Source organism: Yersinia sp. SCPM-O-B-9106 (C-191) (assembly GCF_026183365.1).
Lineage (GTDB): Bacteria > Pseudomonadota > Gammaproteobacteria > Enterobacterales > Enterobacteriaceae > Yersinia > Yersinia rochesterensis.
This window is the reverse complement of sequence record NZ_CP110791.1, coordinates 3,199,188-3,213,831: the sequence shown is the minus strand read 5'-3', so window position 1 is coordinate 3,213,831 and position 14,644 is coordinate 3,199,188. Positions and strand designations below refer to the sequence as shown.

Here is a 14,644-nt window from a genome sequence, read left to right as displayed (position 1 = left end):
CAATCAGCGCTATCTCAACTTAACAAAATAAAAACTAAAAAATATGTTGAATTATCATGCGATTGCCCCAATATTATAAGTAGAATAATAAGGAGGATTAAGTATGGGGATCAGCGAAGAAGAGAGTATCCGCCGTTTGACTGATGAAAAAAGCTCGATTGGTCATTCGGCTAAATGGGTAGCAATTATCTCTGCTATCTATTTCATTATTATGCTGTTTTATCAGCATGAATTGGGTGTGTTAACCTTAGCGGGTGGGATTTTTGTGGTGTCATTCTCAATCTGGATGAAAAAACGCCAGAAAGTAAAATCTTACAAGGATCAACTGCAACAGATGGGCAATGACAAAATGGTGTAATTTTTAGGGTATGGACTGATTGGTCAGAGAACAGCAGGCGCAATGCCTGATGAACTGTTCATCCTATTTCAGCGATTTAGACATATTAAATCCCGTCACTACAAATGCCATTTGCTCATATAATCTTTTCGCCTGTGGGTTATCTGCCGCGACACGCAGTTTTATTTCAAATATACCTTGGGCAACCAGCAGTTTTTCCAATTCCTGTAAACAGGCCGAGCCATAACCTTGGCGCTGATACTGTGGCAGCACATAAAAATCTTTAATAAAGGCTGCGCTATCATTTACCCCCAAACCAAACCACAAATAGCCCACCAGTTGTTTATCGAGTTCAGTGTCACTTTTATTATCGAGACAAAACAAATGATCGCCAGAGCTATTAACACCGTCTGGTAGGTAGCTATCAAAGAGGTGTGTAGCATGAGCCACGGCCTGTTCGGCGCTATAACCGCTGTTGGATGATAAATCTTGTGCATACTCGGCAATAAATAAATTCCGATAGTTGCAGAGTTCGTCAGTGCGCATTGCTCTGAGTGTGACCATGATGTTTTTCCTAATGAAACGCGCTATGGTGATTATTCAGTCTTAGGCCGAGTAAATTTAATTCGGAAAAAACAGAGTAACGCTTTTCAGATAGTAAAATATATAAAATAAATCATCAGTGGGAATGTTATGACAACACAAAATAGCCATAAAGATGCGGTTGAAAGGCAGTTTGGTGATCAGGCAAATGCCTATTTGACCAGCGCAGTGCATGCTCAGGGTAAAGATTTACAGCGCCTGGCGACCCTACTGCAACCCCACGGTGATGCCCGTCTGCTTGATCTCGGCTGTGGTGCCGGGCATGCCAGTTTCACCGCTGCGGCCGTGGTGAAATCGGTGGTCTCTTATGATCTCTCTGCACAAATGTTGACTGTCGTCAGCCAAGCTGCGGCGGATAAAAAACTGACGAATATTGAGGTAAAACAAGGGCTGGCTGAATCCCTGCCTTTTGAGGATCAGAGCTTTGATGTTGTCATCAGCCGCTATTCAGCCCATCATTGGCATGATGTCGGCCAGGCTTTACGCGAAGTTAAGCGGGTATTACGGCCCGGTGGCAAAGTTATTTTTATGGACGTGGTTTCCCCCGGTCATCCAGTGTTAGATATTTATCTACAAACGGTGGAGGTGTTACGCGATACCTCGCATGTCCGTAATTATGCACCGGGAGAATGGCTGGCACTGTTTACCGAGGCCGGACTGGCCATTAATGAAGTGACTTCCGATCGGTTATATTTGGAGTTCAGCAGTTGGATTGCCAGAATGCGCACACCAGCACATTTTGCCATCGCAATCAGCGAGTTACAAAAACTAGCCTCTGATAGCGTAATTAACCATTATGAGATTCAAGCAGATGGTTCATTTACCAGCGATATTATGATGATTGTTGCAAAATGTAGCTAAATATATCAAAAATTGGGCGGCGGTATATTATATCGACGCCCACCTTGGGGTATTCCTCTTTATTTTTCTCGTGCGACATAGATTAATTTATTTCCTCCTTATTCTCCTCACAATGATTGATGTTCTTTACATAGCATTACGTCCCCTTGCATTGGTTCGCTCATAATTAACCTCACAAAGACATTATATATCACCCGTTAGTTGGAGCATATTATGAAACTATTACCTATCATCGCCGCTGCACTTATTGCTACCGCCTCATTCGCCACTATGGCTGCACAAGAAGTTAGCCCAGCACAAGCGACTAAATTGCAAAGCATGGGGGTTATTTCTCTTTCTAATATCAGTGGTTCACCGACGGATGTGGAGTCGGCACTGAATGCGAAAGCGGATGCAGATGGCGCCAGCCACTACCGAGTCATTGGTATTAGTAACCCAGGTGACTCGAGTAATTACAGTGCCAGCGCTGAGATTTACCGTTAATCTTTCACCATAAGTGAAAATTAATGAAATAGTTAGATACAGTATTGGTATTGATTATAAGCCCGATGTAACAATGGTAATTCATTGTTTTATCGGGCTTGATTGTTTCAGCGCTGCGGGTATTCATAAAGACAAATTTCTTCTAAAAATATGCAGAAAATAGTTAACTATTAGAGCAATCTTAATGAGAACTTAATGAAAATAAGGTGTTATTGTAGTCCATCCGGGTTTCCGAGGAGTGGCCATGCTAAACACTGTCCGGCGTAATTTTAAAAGTCAGTTTTCTTATTTACAGCGTTTTATTGCTTCACCCCGCACGGTGGGGACATTGGCACCTTCTTCGCCTTGGTTATGTCAGGCGATGCTGAACCAGGTAGATTGGAAAAAAAGCCTTAATATAGCTGAGCTAGGGGCAGCTGATGGGGTGCTCACAAAACGAATTTTGTCGCACATGTCAGAAAGCTCCCGCTTGCAGGCTTACGAGATTCAGCCACATTTTGTACATTCATTGCATCAGATTAATGACCCACGTTTGCAGGTCGCTTTTCGATCCGCCGAACAATTGGATCAAGATTACGATGTGGTGTTTTGCTGTCTGCCACTGTTATCAATCCCGACCAAGATAAGTATCAGGATATTACAGCAGGCCCAGCAGCGTTTACGGGCAAACAAGGGCGTTTTGGTCTTATTCCAATACAGCCATCTTTCCGAGCCTTTATTATCCCGCTATTTCACTTGGAAAAAGATACGCGTGGTGCGTAATTTCCCGCCAGCTTTAGTCTATATTTGCCAGCCTCGTTAAAGGCGCAGTCTTTAACGAGCATTATTACTCAATCCGATTACCGGGGTATTAACTCGTCAAGCGGACGCAACGGTCAGTGCGGTTAGCCGAGCCCAGGCAGTGCAAATGACTCTTAATGGCGATCTGGATTTGAGGGGATGGGCCATTAGATGATCTTTGGTTTCGATTATGAAGATAACCTTATATATCATAGCGATATGATTCGCGGTAAAAAGAACTCAGACTTTGATATCTATCACCCGGTATACGGCTTGATGCCGCCTTCAACCGCCGTCAGTGCTAAAGACAGTGACTAGCGCGAGAATCTGAAAAGTTATAGCTGGTTTATGCAAGGTTCCATTGAGCTGACGGATAAATGGATTGTACTGGCAGGTTTACGTTACGATCGTTTTGATGTGTTCGCGGGTAAAGGCCAGCTTTTCATCAGCAACACTAATAGTTCTGACAGTAAATTAGTTCCCCGTACTGGCTTAGTTTATAAGCTGACCCCCGAAGTCTCTTTATATGGCAGTTACAGTGAGTCTTTCAAGACTAACTCATCTATCGCCCCCCAAATAGATTTGCTGCCAACGAAGCAAGTCCAATCCTGGGAAGTGGGTAGCAAAGTGGAGTGAGTTAATGGGGTAACGGGGACTTTGGCATTGTTTGATATTGCAAAACGTAATGTCATGGTCAATGAGTTAGTGAATGGTGAAACCATCACCCGCACCACGGGCCGAGTATGTTTGCAGGGGTGAATTAGATGTCACAGAGCAATTGATGGATAGCTTAAGTGTGATTTCCACTTATGCCTATACTGATGCCGAATCACGGAAGATCCTGATAATAAAGGTAATTTGATGGTCAATGTGGCGCGCAATAGAGCGTCTATATGCTTGACGCAAGCATTGGGGTCTACAGGTTGGTAGAGCGGTGATGATTTGCGAATGGGTGCGAGTGCACGCTATGTTGGACGGCGTGCTGGTGATGCAGCCGACAGTTTTACTTTAGATGATTACACCGTGGCTGATACCTTTATTTCCTATTCATTACCGATTAATAATTATCGGGTGAAATAGCGACTCAATGTGAATAACTTTTTTGATAAAACCTATTACCCACCAAGTGGCGGTAATTTACGCGTTGCTGTTGGCGAACCTCGGCAGTTTGTTTTGCGTGCCAGTATTGATTTCTAATTACGGTTATTACCCGATATAAATTGATGCTGTACATCAGGTGATGGTGCAATATGCTATCTATCATCTGTATCGTTAATTTTACAATGTTGTAAAGTTTGCACTACTCTCAATTATCGGTATGATTTGCACGGCTGAGTGTTATCCAGTTTTACCGGTCAACCAAAGTGGCCGGTTTTTTGATGTCGAGAATTTATCCTCAAAAGTGGATACGAAAGGACTTTCAAGTAATGACACAGACTATCTTTTTGGTCGGCGCGCGCGGTGCAGGTAAAACAACAATAGGGAAAGCGTTGTCGCAGGCGTTGGGATACCGTTTTATCGATACAGATTTATTTATGCAGCAAACTTTGCAATCGAGCGTGGCCGAAATAGTCGCCCGCGAGGGGTGGGATGGTTTCCGTCTGCGAGAAAGCATAGCCCTACAGACCGTAACTGCGCCTAAAACGGTGGTTGCTACTGGAGGAGGCGTGGTGTTATCTCTTGATAACCGTACATTTATGCGCCAACAAGGGGCGGTTATTTATTTGCGAGCATCAGCCAATGTACTGGCAGAACGTCTGGCGGAAGATCCAGAGGATGCCCAACGGCCAAGTCTGACGGGTAAGCCAATAGTTGAGGAAATGCGGGATGTCCTGGCCAGTCGGGAGCCGTTATATCAGGAGGTTGCTCACCATGTGCTAGATGCTACTCAATCCCCTGAAGAGGTCGTTGAACATATTTTGCAGATTTTGGCCAATGAAAAGGTGAAGTTGTCAGACGGCCCAATAGGCCTTTAACTAAATTTGTAAAATTTGCTATTTCTAACTTATAGCAAGAATTGCCCGCCTATCTGATTGCCTGTTAATTATACGAAGCGTACAATTATCACCTGCGTAATCATTTCGACGTAAATTATTTGCGTCAATTAATGCCACTTAAGGCAAGGCCACCAAGGCGGGCCGATGAAAACCTTCAAATCGTTTATCCAGCAACATACCAATTTTATGCCAGCATTCTGGTCAATATTGATTGTTGTTTTTGAAACTTCGCTGGCGCTGTACATTCTACGCAATCTCTAATATTTCTTCATTTTCGACTTATCAACTTTCACCTTGTGCGGTGAAGGGATTTGTCGCTTCCTGCATTTTAGCCGAATAGCAACTTTTTACCGGTGGAGATAGGGCCGACGGAGGCAAAATTGTATGCTTTATCCGCAACCATAGCAGTGAATTCGGTTATGATCGCATTTCCTCATAATAATCAGTGACAGAACATTTATAGTGACCCTAATATGAAAGCTCAATCTTGATTAAGACGCGGGTGCAAAACTATGCTGAAATTTAATGAGTATTTTACCGGGAAAGTGAAATCTATTGGTTTTGACAGTGACAGTATTGGGCCAGCTAGTGTTGGGGTGATGGAAAAGGGCGAGTACACTTTCAGTACAGCGAAAGCGGAAGAAATGACAGTGATTACCGGTAGCTTAAAAGTGCTGATTCCTGGCTCATCAGGCTGGGAAGTTTTCAAACCAGGTGAGACTTTCTATATCCCAGCGGAAAGTGAGTTTAACTTGCAAGTTGCTGAAGCATCTTCATATTTATGTAAATATTTGAGCTAGTTTACTCATCGAACTTGCCCTCTCAAATATGGAGAGGGCGATATTTTTCGTTATCAATGCCAGCCAATATTAGTGCTGAGCTTCGCCACCCAAGGCTTCAATCAGATTTTTAATCAGAGCAGCCAACTCGCTGGTCATCAGAATAAAATCGGCATCAAAACGTTGTGCAAAATCTTCCCGATCGATATCTTCATTCTGCTCACGCAGGGTGTCAGAGAATTTTAGGCGTTTCAGCGAGCCGTCATCGGACAGAACTAGCTGAACACGCTCTTGCCAGTCCAGGGCCAACTTAGTGACTAGCTTACCGGCTTCAATATGCACCGCAATTTCATCACTGAATAAATCCTGTTTCTTACAGCGAATCACGCCGCCATCTTCTAAAATGGCTTTCAGTTCAGCTTCATCCATCAGTGCAAAGCCAGCAGGTAATTCTTTGCTACGAACCCACTCAGTTAAGGTCAGCTCAATCGGATTTTCTAATGTCAGTGGCACCACCGGCAAGGAACCCAAGCTTTTTCGTAGCAATGCCAGGGTATCTTCAGCGCGTTTTGCACTGGCGGCATCGACCATAATCAAATCATTGACGGTATCAATCCACAAGAAGGTTTGGTTAAAGCGACTGAATGCACGCGGCAATAAACTGTGCAGAACTTCATCTTTTAATGAGTCTTTTTCAGTTTTTTTCAGTTTGCGATGTTGTTCACCTTCGAGGCGTTCAATTTTGGCTTGTAACTCTTGTTTAATCACCGGCGATGGCAATATTTTCTCTTCTTTTCGCGCACAAATGACGATTTGACCATTAACCGTATGGGTTAATGCATCGCTATGTGAACCCATCGGTGATACCCAACCGGTTTTTGCCATATCCTGACTGCCGCAGGGGGTGAAACTGAGGGCGCTTAACTGTTTCTCCATTTCATCCGCAGATAGAGAAACTTCCCGGCTTAAACGGTAAACCATTAAATTCTTAAACCACAACATAGTGTTATCCCTGGCTCGGGCGCGCTTTAAGCGCGCGAGTTAATCAGACGCAGTGCGGCATGATAACGAATTGACGCGCCTGTCCCTAGTAAAAAGAATAAGAAAAAAACAGAGCCAGCTCGCAATTTGTATAACCCTATTCCTCTTTGCTGGGATTCAATCACCATCAAATACCCAATAGTGAGTGACAAATATTGTGGCGTTACAGCGCACGGTCACAAACTGTAAGAATAAGGTTTTTATTATTGTCATTGTCTTGGTATATCGAAGGATGTTTATCGTTAAAATCAGTTGCCATAAACAACAAACAATCTTGTCGATGAGGTAAGGCGCTATGCGCATTGGTATAGATCTGGGTGGTACCAAAATAGAAGTCATTGCTTTAGCCAATAATGGGCAGGAGCTTTTCCGTAAACGGGTTTCTACCCCGCGCCATGATTATCAAAAAACTTTGCAGGCGATCGCGGCGTTAGTCTCTGATGCAGAAGAAGCTACTGGGGAGCAGGGCAGTGTTGGTGTCGGTATCCCGGGCACGTTATCTCCTTTCACTGGCAAGGTAAAAAATGCCAATTCTGTTTGGCTAAATGGACAAGAGTTAGATAAAGACTTGTCAACGTTACTCTCCCGTCAGGTGCATTTGGCTAATGATGCCAACTGTTTTGCTGTTTCTGAAGCAACTGATGGCGCGGGAGCCGGAAAGCACCTGGTATTCGGGGTCATTATTGGGACTGGTTGTGGCTCAGGTGTTGCCATTAACGGGTGTGTACATGCTGGCGGTAATGGTATTGCCGGTGAATGGGGACATAATCCGCTACCCTGGCAAGATGATGAAGAGCGGCAGTATCAGCAGGAAGTTGCTTGTTATTGCGGGAAAAAAGGCTGTATCGAGACTTTTGTTTCCGGCACTGGCTTTGCCACTGATTATTTTCGTTTGAGCGGGCAGCCGCTCAAGGGGCATGAAATCATGGAGTTGGTTGAACAAGGTGATGTGCTGGCTGAACAGGTAATGGTTAACTACGAGAGACGTTTGGCTAAGTCATTAGCTCATGTCATTAACCTGTTTGACCCTGATATCATCGTGTTAGGCGGGGGAATGAGTAATGTTGACCGCCTGTATAAAACATTACCTACCTTAATCAGCCCTTGGGTATTTGGTGGCGAGTGCGAAACCCCAATCCGTAAAGCTTTGCATGGGGATTCTAGTGGGGTGCGGGGTGCCGCCTGGTTGTGGCCTACCCTTCGGCCTTGACGCTACAGCGTTGTTAGCAGCGCTCATGCACCCGAATCACTTACTTGAGTAAGCTCATCGGGATTTATTCACTTGCCGCCTAGCTGTAACGCCAATGTCTTTGGGTAATAACATTCGGCCTTGACGCTACAGCGTTGTTAGCAGCGCTCATGCACCCGAATCACTTACTTGAGTAAGCTCATCGGGATTTATTCACTTGCCGCCTAGCTGTAACGCCAATGTCTTTGGGTAATAACTTCGGCCTTGACGCTACAGCGTTGTTAGCAGCGCTCATGCACCCGAATCACTTACTTGAGTAAGCTCATCGGGATTTATTCACTTGCCGCCTAGCTATAACGCCAATGACTTTGGGTAATACCTTCGGCCTTGACGCTACAGCGTTGTTAGCAGCGTTCATGCACCCGAATCACTTACTTGAGTAAGCTCATCGGGATTTATTCACTTGCCGCCTAGCTGTAACGCCAATGACTTTGGGTAATACCTTCGGCCTTGACGCAACAGCGTTGTTAGCAGCGCTCATGCACCCGAATCACTTACTTGAGTAAGCTCATCGGGATTTACTCACTTGCCGCCTAGCTGTAACGCCAATGTCTTTGGGTAATAACATTCGGCCTTGACGCTACAGCGTTGTTAGCAGCGCTCATGCACCTCATTCTGGACGGCCTATATTCAGTCTTGATTGACTCGGAAGACATTATCTAACCGGCTAACCCCCAATCCATTGACTTTTTTAACCTTAATTTGCACCGGGATTCTGTCTTTCATAGCCTCAACATGGCTGATAACACCAATGGTTTTACCAGATGCATTCAGGCTATCAAGGGCATCGAGCGCAGTATCCAGTGTTTCTGCGTCCAGCGTGCCAAATCCTTCATCGAGGAACAGTGAGTCAATACTGGTTTTGTGGCTGACCAGATCTGATAGCGCCAAAGCCAGCGCTAAACTCACCAGGAAGCTTTCTCCCCCTGACAATGTGCGAGTGTCACGCATAGCATCCGCTTGCCAAGTATCCACCACTAGCAGCTCCAGAGCATCACTGGTTTTACGCTGTAATTGGTAGCGTCCATGCAGCCGACTGAGCTGATTATTTGCCAGATAAACTAAATGGTCGAGGGTTAAACCTTGTGCAAATTTGCGGAATTTATCACCCTCTTTGGAGCCTATTAAATGATTGAGATAGCTCCAGTCATCATATTGCTGCTGGCTATGTTCAATTTGCTCAAACAGCGCATGTTGGTTGCTACGCCGAACAGTATCGCTTTCTAACTGATTGCGTAATTCGCCTTGCTGTAATGTATTGGTTTTTAGTTGGGCGAGTAATTGCTCTGACCGCTGTTGTAATACAACCAATTCAGATGCTTGGCTGACCCCCACTGGGCAGGATTGTATAAGTTGATCCATTGCCTCACTGGCTTGCTGCTGGCGGATGTGTGCTTGTTGTTGCCGCTCGCTCAATTGTTGTTTCAATTGTTGCAAACGTTGCCTTTCCTCTTCACTCAGCAGAGCGGCGGTTAAGGCGGCCTCATCGTCGAATTCACTGCTTGTCAGTGTTTGTTGTAATTCCGCTTGAGCCGCCGCCGCGCGCTGCTGATATTGGTGCTGTTGCTGTTCCAGACCTGCGAGCTCACCAGAGAGTAAATTAAGTTGAGATTGCGCTTGTTGCAGGGTTTGTGCTGCATTTTGCAGCTCCTGCTCCGTTTGTTGCTGTTGTTGGCGTAATAACTGACGTACCTCAATAACATTGCCGTCACCAAACAGAGCCTGGCGCTGTTGCTTTTGTTGTTGTAACAGGGCTTCAGTTTGTTGATGTTGTTGAGTCAGCAGAGATAATTGTTCTCGGCATTCTTGTAAATGGCGACGCTCATTTTCAATCTGCGTTTCCAGTGCTTTTTGCCCCAGCGCCAGCTGTTGTTGTTCTTGCTGATATTGGTGCCAGCGTTGATTCTCTTCTTCCCGTGATGAAAGCCAACTTTGTTGTTGATCTGCTTCAGGCAATGAGAGTGATAGCTCAGCCAGCGCATGGCTGAAGTTTTGATGCACTTTTGCTAACTCAGCGAGTTGATGCTGATGATGTGTAAGCAATTTTTGCTGGGATTCTTGCGTATCTTGTTGGCGTTGAGCAATTAATGCCAATTGCTGCTGATGTTTTTGTTGCTTCTGTTCTGCTTGAGTCAGAATATCTTTGGCCTGTTGATATTGCTGATTCAGCTGCTCATATTCAGCCAGTTTTAGCTGACAGTTTTGCTCTGATTGTTCCTGTTGCTCGAGCCAGATTATTAAGGTCGCCGGTTCATTTAAAGCAAAGCTCAGGGCTAATGGCTGGGTCAGTGTTTGCCATTGCTGTTGGTAATCTGCCAACTGCTGATTGCTGTGCTGTAACTCTTGTTCCAGATGTTTGAGCTGCTGAAGCAAGCTTTGAGTCTGGGCATTGAGTTCGGAACCTTCAGTTGATAGCCGCTCAACCTGTAGGCGCTGTTCCTCAACACGGATAGCTGTCTCTGAGGGCTTTACCGCCTGATACTCCGTAATGGCTGGGTGATCCAATGCACCACATAGCGGGCATGCTTCTCCCGGTTGCAGTTTGGTTCTTTCTGCCTCTAAGCTGACTATGTGTTTTTCGCGTTCCAGCAAAGTTTCCAGAGTCGTCAGATGTTGTTTTTGTTGTTTATATAACTGACGTTTCTCGGCCAATTGCTGCTCGAGTAGTATGAGTTGTTGTTGCTGGCTGACTGCTTGCTGTTGTTGTTTATCATGCTGGGCCTGAACTTGCTGCACCAATGGTGATAATGCCGCTAATTGTTGCCGCACTGGCCGTTGTTGCTGGAGTTCGAACAGTTGTTGGCGTAGCTGTGCCGAGGGTTGCAGTTGCTCAAGTGCGGTCAATTGTTGCTGAATGCTACTTGTCTGTAAGTGGGCTTGCACTAATGCCGCTTGCTGCTGTTTATCTTGTTTATTCAGTGTGTCAATTTGCTGCTGTAAGGTCGTGATTAATGCAACCTGTTGCTGTAACTGCTGCTCACTGTCAACCGCTTGTTGTTGCTGTATGTGTAATTGACGGAACTGTTCACGCCATAAAGGCAAGTTCTTTTCCCAGTGCTGATGGTGGGCATATTGCTGGCTGTACTCAGTCAGTTGTTGTAGGCGCTGCTGGGTTTGCTTTAGCTGCTGTTCGTTCAGCTCAAGCTGCTGTTTGCCTTGCTGCTCTTTAGTTTGTAACTGTTGTAATTGCGTGCCAAGCAGCATTAATGAGTGTTGCTGCTGAGCAATAAGATTATCTAGCGGAACGACCTTTTGCTCGATCAGTGTTTCTTGTTCATGCTGCTGGGCGGCTTGTTGTTGGCGAGCAAGATTGGCTTGCTCCAGCGCCTGAGTCAGTGGTGTGAGTTGCGTCTGAAGTTGTTGCTGTTGCCCGGTTAATGTAGTGATGCGCAGTTGTATTTGTTGCAAATCCTGTAGGCTGCGCGAGCGCTCGCGCAACAGGGGGCGCAGCTTTTCTGCCGGCTCACTGCGGGCCAACCGTTGCAGTTCGGGCTGCGCCTGTTGATATTCTTGCTCAATAAGCTTCTGTTGTTGTTGATATTCCAATGCATTTTTTTGCTGCTGCTGCCAACTGGTGAGCCAATTTATTTGGTTTTGATTCACCCGCTGTTCTGAGGAAAGCTGCTTTTCTTGTTCTTCGAGCGAGTTTAATTGTTTTGCCAGGGCTAAACGCTGCTCTTCATTTAGCAGTTCAATACCATTGGCGCGTTGGTGCAATGCGTCCAGCGCAGTCTTGGCCAACTTATGTTGTTCAAATACATGTTCAGATAGCCGCCCATAGATGTCGGTGCCGGTTAATTCTTCCAATAATTCAGCACGGTCATTGGCATCGGCATTGAGAAAAGCGGCAAATTGCCCCTGCGACAGCATCATGGATTTAGTAAAACGACCAAAATCCAGCCCGGTGATTGCCGCCACCATATCCAGTTTATCGCGCACTTTATCGGCCAGAATTTTGCCATTCTCGCACAGTGCCAGCTCAACTTTGGGGGCTTGCAGATTCCCTTCCGGGCTATTTTTAGCACGGCGCTGACTCCAAAATGCCCGATAACGCGTGCCTTTTACCTCAAATTCAACTTCAGCTAGCGACTCCGCAGTATGGCGGGTCATCAGCTCATTTTGGCCCGGTGAGACAGTCAAACGCGGAGTTTGGTGGTATAGCGCGAGACAAATAGCATCGAGGAGGGTGGTTTTACCGGCGCCTGTCGGGCCGGTGATTGCGAATAACCCATTGCTGGCAAAAGGCTCGGCAGTGAAATCAATCTTCCATTCGCCCTGTAGAGAATTAATGTTTTTCAGACGCAGGCTCAAAATTCTCATGCTGGTTGCTCCTCTGCGGCATCTTTACCTTGCGATATATCCTCAACCACCTGATTGAACATTTGGCGCATGCGTTCCTGACGAGGTTCGGCTAAATCCGCCTCCAGCGCCAGCCGGCGTTCAAATACATCAGTGACACTCAACTCATTGAGTGTTTCCTTTTCCTGCCGCTCAATGCTGTTATGACGCAGTTCTTTACTGCGGCGCAATAATACCACTTCCACCGGAAGTTCTGCGGCTAGTGCTTGAATTCGCCTTTGAATATCAGTGAGATAGTCTTTTGTGGCGACTTCAATATCCAGCCATACCGGTAACCCCTGATGGCCAGAAAATGCAGCCAGCTGTTGCTCTATTTGTGTTAAATCGCCTTTGATTAACTGCATCGGCTGAAATTGTGGGATGAATAGCGGGGTCACTGATGCTAATGCTTGCTGGGCAAACTCCACCAAATAAACACTTTTCTCTTTGCTCAATTCATCAAAACTCAAGGCAATTGGCGAGCCGCTGTAGCGAATATGCTCGGTTTTAGCGACTTGCTGAGCACGGTGAATATGGCCCAGAGCAATATAATCCGCCGGGGGGAAAGCTTGGGCTGGGAAAGCGTCTAATGTGCCGATGTAAATATCTCGAACCGAGTCTGTGGTGGTAACCCCCACCGTGGTTAAATGCCCAGTGGCAATAATAGGTAAGGGCAGGCCAAGCTCAGCGCGCAACTCAACGGCCCGCTGATAGAGCGCTTGATAGTGGGCCGCAATGGCTTCTTGTAATGCCAGTTGCTTTTGTCCGCCGGATTCGCCAGCCTGACTGGTGACTAAATCGCGTGGGCGCAAAAAGGGGATGGCGCACAGTATGGCCGCAGGTTGCTCCTGACGGTTTTTCAAAATAATAACTTGCTGGGCTAAATCACTGCTGGCGCAGGATATGACCGTGGTATTCAGATAAGAAAGCAAACCCCGAGATTCATTCAGCGTTGAGACTGAATCATGATTCCCCCCCAAAACAATTAACTGGCAATTTGTTGATTGAAGCTCGACCACGAAGCGATTATACAGCTCTCGGGCATAGCTGGGTGGGGAGCCAGTATCAAAGATATCACCGGCTATAATCAGCGCATCTACCTGATTTTCTTTGATCTGTTCAATGAGCCAGTGCAGAAATGCTTGATGTTCAGCCGCACGGCTTTTGGTGAAGAAATGCTGGCCTAAATGCCAATCAGAGGTATGAATAATGCGCATAAATCTCCCGCTAGGGCAGGTTGTTTTCCAAAGATATTGGCGCTGATTATAAACACTGCCCGCCGGATGTCGCGGCTAAAAAAACAGTGTGAATGAAATCTCCGAGACGCTTCGCAAACTTGAGTGCTGCATTTTGCAATTATCATAAAATTTATCACTATGCTTATTGCTTGCAAGAGCGCGATGTTTTTCATAAAAATGTCACAAAACTGACGCATAATGGCTCCCGAAATCAAATAGTGACCACTAACTTACTGGCAGGGTTGATGATGGCAAGACGCATACTGGTAGTGGAGGATGAAGCTCCAATCCGTGAGATGGTGTGCTTTGTGTTGGAGCAAAATGGCTACCAACCGTTAGAAGCCGAGGATTATGACAGCGCAGTAACTCGATTATCTGAGCCTTACCCTGATTTAGTGTTGCTGGATTGGATGTTACCAGGGGGGTCGGGGATTCAGTTTATTAAGCATATGAAACGCGAAGCATTGACCCGAGATATTCCCGTGATGATGCTGACCGCCCGTGGTGAAGAAGAAGACAGAGTTCGCGGTTTAGAAGTGGGCGCTGATGATTATATTACCAAGCCTTTTTCACCCAAAGAGCTGGTGGCGCGGATTAAAGCAGTCATGCGCCGGATATCGCCAATGGCGGTGGAAGAAGTGATTGAAATGCAAGGACTGAGTCTTGACCCCTCTTCACATCGGGTTATGGCCAATGAGCAAGCACTGGATATGGGGCCGACCGAGTTTAAATTATTGCATTTCTTTATGACCCATCCAGAGCGAGTTTATAGCCGTGAACAGTTGCTTAATTATGTCTGGGGCACTAACGTTTATGTAGAAGATCGCACCGTTGACGTGCATATTCGTCGGCTACGCAAGGCGCTTGAAACTGATGGCCATGACAAAATGGTACAAACTGTCCGGGGAACCGGGTACCGCTTCTCAACGCGCTACTGA

Annotated in this window: 12 protein-coding genes and 1 pseudogene; 9 read left to right on the top strand and 4 right to left on the bottom strand. The window is 46.0% G+C overall.

Translation table 11 applies throughout. The features are described from left to right. The first annotated feature begins 103 nt into the window (after positions 1–103). The gene (locus OP863_RS14665) at positions 104–358 is read left to right on the top strand and encodes a hypothetical protein (protein ID WP_038631426.1); all 255 of its coding nucleotides are present in this window, start codon (positions 104–106) and stop codon (positions 356–358) included. Positions 359–421: 63 nt separating this feature from the next. Here the strand turns inward: OP863_RS14665 and OP863_RS14660 are convergent, their stop codons facing one another. Next, complete coding sequence (locus OP863_RS14660) at positions 422–901, bottom strand: GNAT family N-acetyltransferase (protein WP_145587498.1); 480 nt, start codon at positions 899–901, stop codon at positions 422–424. A 129-nt stretch (positions 902–1,030) separates the two neighbouring features. Between OP863_RS14660 and OP863_RS14655 the strand changes: the two genes are divergently transcribed. From OP863_RS14655 to ppnP, 6 genes and pseudogenes are all read left to right on the top strand, one after another. Further along, positions 1,031–1,801, top strand: coding sequence for a class I SAM-dependent methyltransferase (locus OP863_RS14655; protein WP_265525459.1), 771 nt, complete (start codon positions 1,031–1,033; stop codon positions 1,799–1,801). A gap of 213 nt (positions 1,802–2,014) precedes the next feature. Further along, the gene (locus OP863_RS14650; protein WP_004392288.1) at positions 2,015–2,284 is read left to right on the top strand and encodes a DUF1471 domain-containing protein; all 270 of its coding nucleotides are present in this window, start codon (positions 2,015–2,017) and stop codon (positions 2,282–2,284) included. Positions 2,285–2,528: 244 nt separating this feature from the next. Further along, positions 2,529–3,086, top strand: coding sequence for a class I SAM-dependent methyltransferase (locus tag OP863_RS14645; protein WP_145587502.1), 558 nt, complete (start codon positions 2,529–2,531; stop codon positions 3,084–3,086). 15 nt (positions 3,087–3,101) lie between these two features. Beyond that, a pseudogene (locus OP863_RS19960) lies at positions 3,102–4,261 on the top strand (TonB-dependent siderophore receptor); the annotation flags it as partial. Positions 4,262–4,491: 230 nt separating this feature from the next. After that, entirely contained in the window at positions 4,492–5,040 is a 549-nt protein-coding gene (gene aroL, locus OP863_RS14620; RefSeq protein ID WP_038631434.1) for a shikimate kinase AroL, read from the top strand. 533 nt (positions 5,041–5,573) lie between these two features. Then, complete coding sequence (gene ppnP / locus OP863_RS14615) at positions 5,574–5,861, top strand: pyrimidine/purine nucleoside phosphorylase (RefSeq protein WP_004392282.1); 288 nt, start codon at positions 5,574–5,576, stop codon at positions 5,859–5,861. 69 nt (positions 5,862–5,930) lie between these two features. Here the strand turns inward: ppnP and rdgC are convergent, their stop codons facing one another. Next, complete coding sequence (rdgC, locus tag OP863_RS14610; RefSeq protein ID WP_004392281.1) at positions 5,931–6,842, bottom strand: recombination-associated protein RdgC; 912 nt, start codon at positions 6,840–6,842, stop codon at positions 5,931–5,933. 334 nt (positions 6,843–7,176) lie between these two features. On the opposite strand from rdgC, the gene mak reads away from it, so the two are divergent. Then, entirely contained in the window at positions 7,177–8,091 is a 915-nt protein-coding gene (mak, locus tag OP863_RS14605) for a fructokinase (protein ID WP_038631436.1), read from the top strand. Positions 8,092–8,760: 669 nt separating this feature from the next. Here mak and OP863_RS14600 read toward each other — a convergent pair. Both OP863_RS14600 and sbcD read right to left on the bottom strand, forming a co-directional pair. Next, on the bottom strand, positions 8,761–12,450 hold the full coding sequence (locus OP863_RS14600; RefSeq protein WP_265525457.1) for an AAA family ATPase: 3,690 nt from the start codon (positions 12,448–12,450) through the stop codon (positions 8,761–8,763). Beyond that, positions 12,447–13,685 (bottom strand): exonuclease subunit SbcD, encoded by a 1,239-nt coding sequence (sbcD, locus tag OP863_RS14595; RefSeq protein WP_038631440.1) that lies wholly within the window; start codon positions 13,683–13,685, stop codon positions 12,447–12,449. Before sbcD ends, OP863_RS14600 begins: the two co-directional genes overlap by 4 nt. 269 nt (positions 13,686–13,954) lie before the next feature. Between sbcD and phoB the strand changes: the two genes are divergently transcribed. Then, positions 13,955–14,644 carry a phosphate response regulator transcription factor PhoB gene (gene phoB, locus OP863_RS14590; RefSeq protein WP_038639373.1) on the top strand — a complete coding sequence of 230 codons (690 nt, stop codon included), beginning with the start codon at positions 13,955–13,957 and terminating at the stop codon, positions 14,642–14,644.

Coding starts and splice junctions, on each gene's coding strand:
- OP863_RS14655 (WP_265525459.1), top strand. CDS start 1,031: ATGACAACACAAAATAGCCATAAAGATGCGGTTGAAAGGCAGTTTGGT.
- ppnP (WP_004392282.1), top strand. CDS start 5,574: ATGCTGAAATTTAATGAGTATTTTACCGGGAAAGTGAAATCTATTGGT.
- OP863_RS14660 (WP_145587498.1), bottom strand. CDS start 901: ATGGTCACACTCAGAGCAATGCGCACTGACGAACTCTGCAACTATCGG.
- OP863_RS14600 (WP_265525457.1), bottom strand. CDS start 12,450: ATGAGAATTTTGAGCCTGCGTCTGAAAAACATTAATTCTCTACAGGGC.
- sbcD (WP_038631440.1), bottom strand. CDS start 13,685: ATGCGCATTATTCATACCTCTGATTGGCATTTAGGCCAGCATTTCTTC.
- OP863_RS14665 (WP_038631426.1), top strand. CDS start 104: ATGGGGATCAGCGAAGAAGAGAGTATCCGCCGTTTGACTGATGAAAAA.
- mak (WP_038631436.1), top strand. CDS start 7,177: ATGCGCATTGGTATAGATCTGGGTGGTACCAAAATAGAAGTCATTGCT.
- OP863_RS14650 (WP_004392288.1), top strand. CDS start 2,015: ATGAAACTATTACCTATCATCGCCGCTGCACTTATTGCTACCGCCTCA.
- aroL (WP_038631434.1), top strand. CDS start 4,492: ATGACACAGACTATCTTTTTGGTCGGCGCGCGCGGTGCAGGTAAAACA.
- OP863_RS14645 (WP_145587502.1), top strand. CDS start 2,529: ATGCTAAACACTGTCCGGCGTAATTTTAAAAGTCAGTTTTCTTATTTA.
- phoB (WP_038639373.1), top strand. CDS start 13,955: ATGGCAAGACGCATACTGGTAGTGGAGGATGAAGCTCCAATCCGTGAG.
- rdgC (WP_004392281.1), bottom strand. CDS start 6,842: ATGTTGTGGTTTAAGAATTTAATGGTTTACCGTTTAAGCCGGGAAGTT.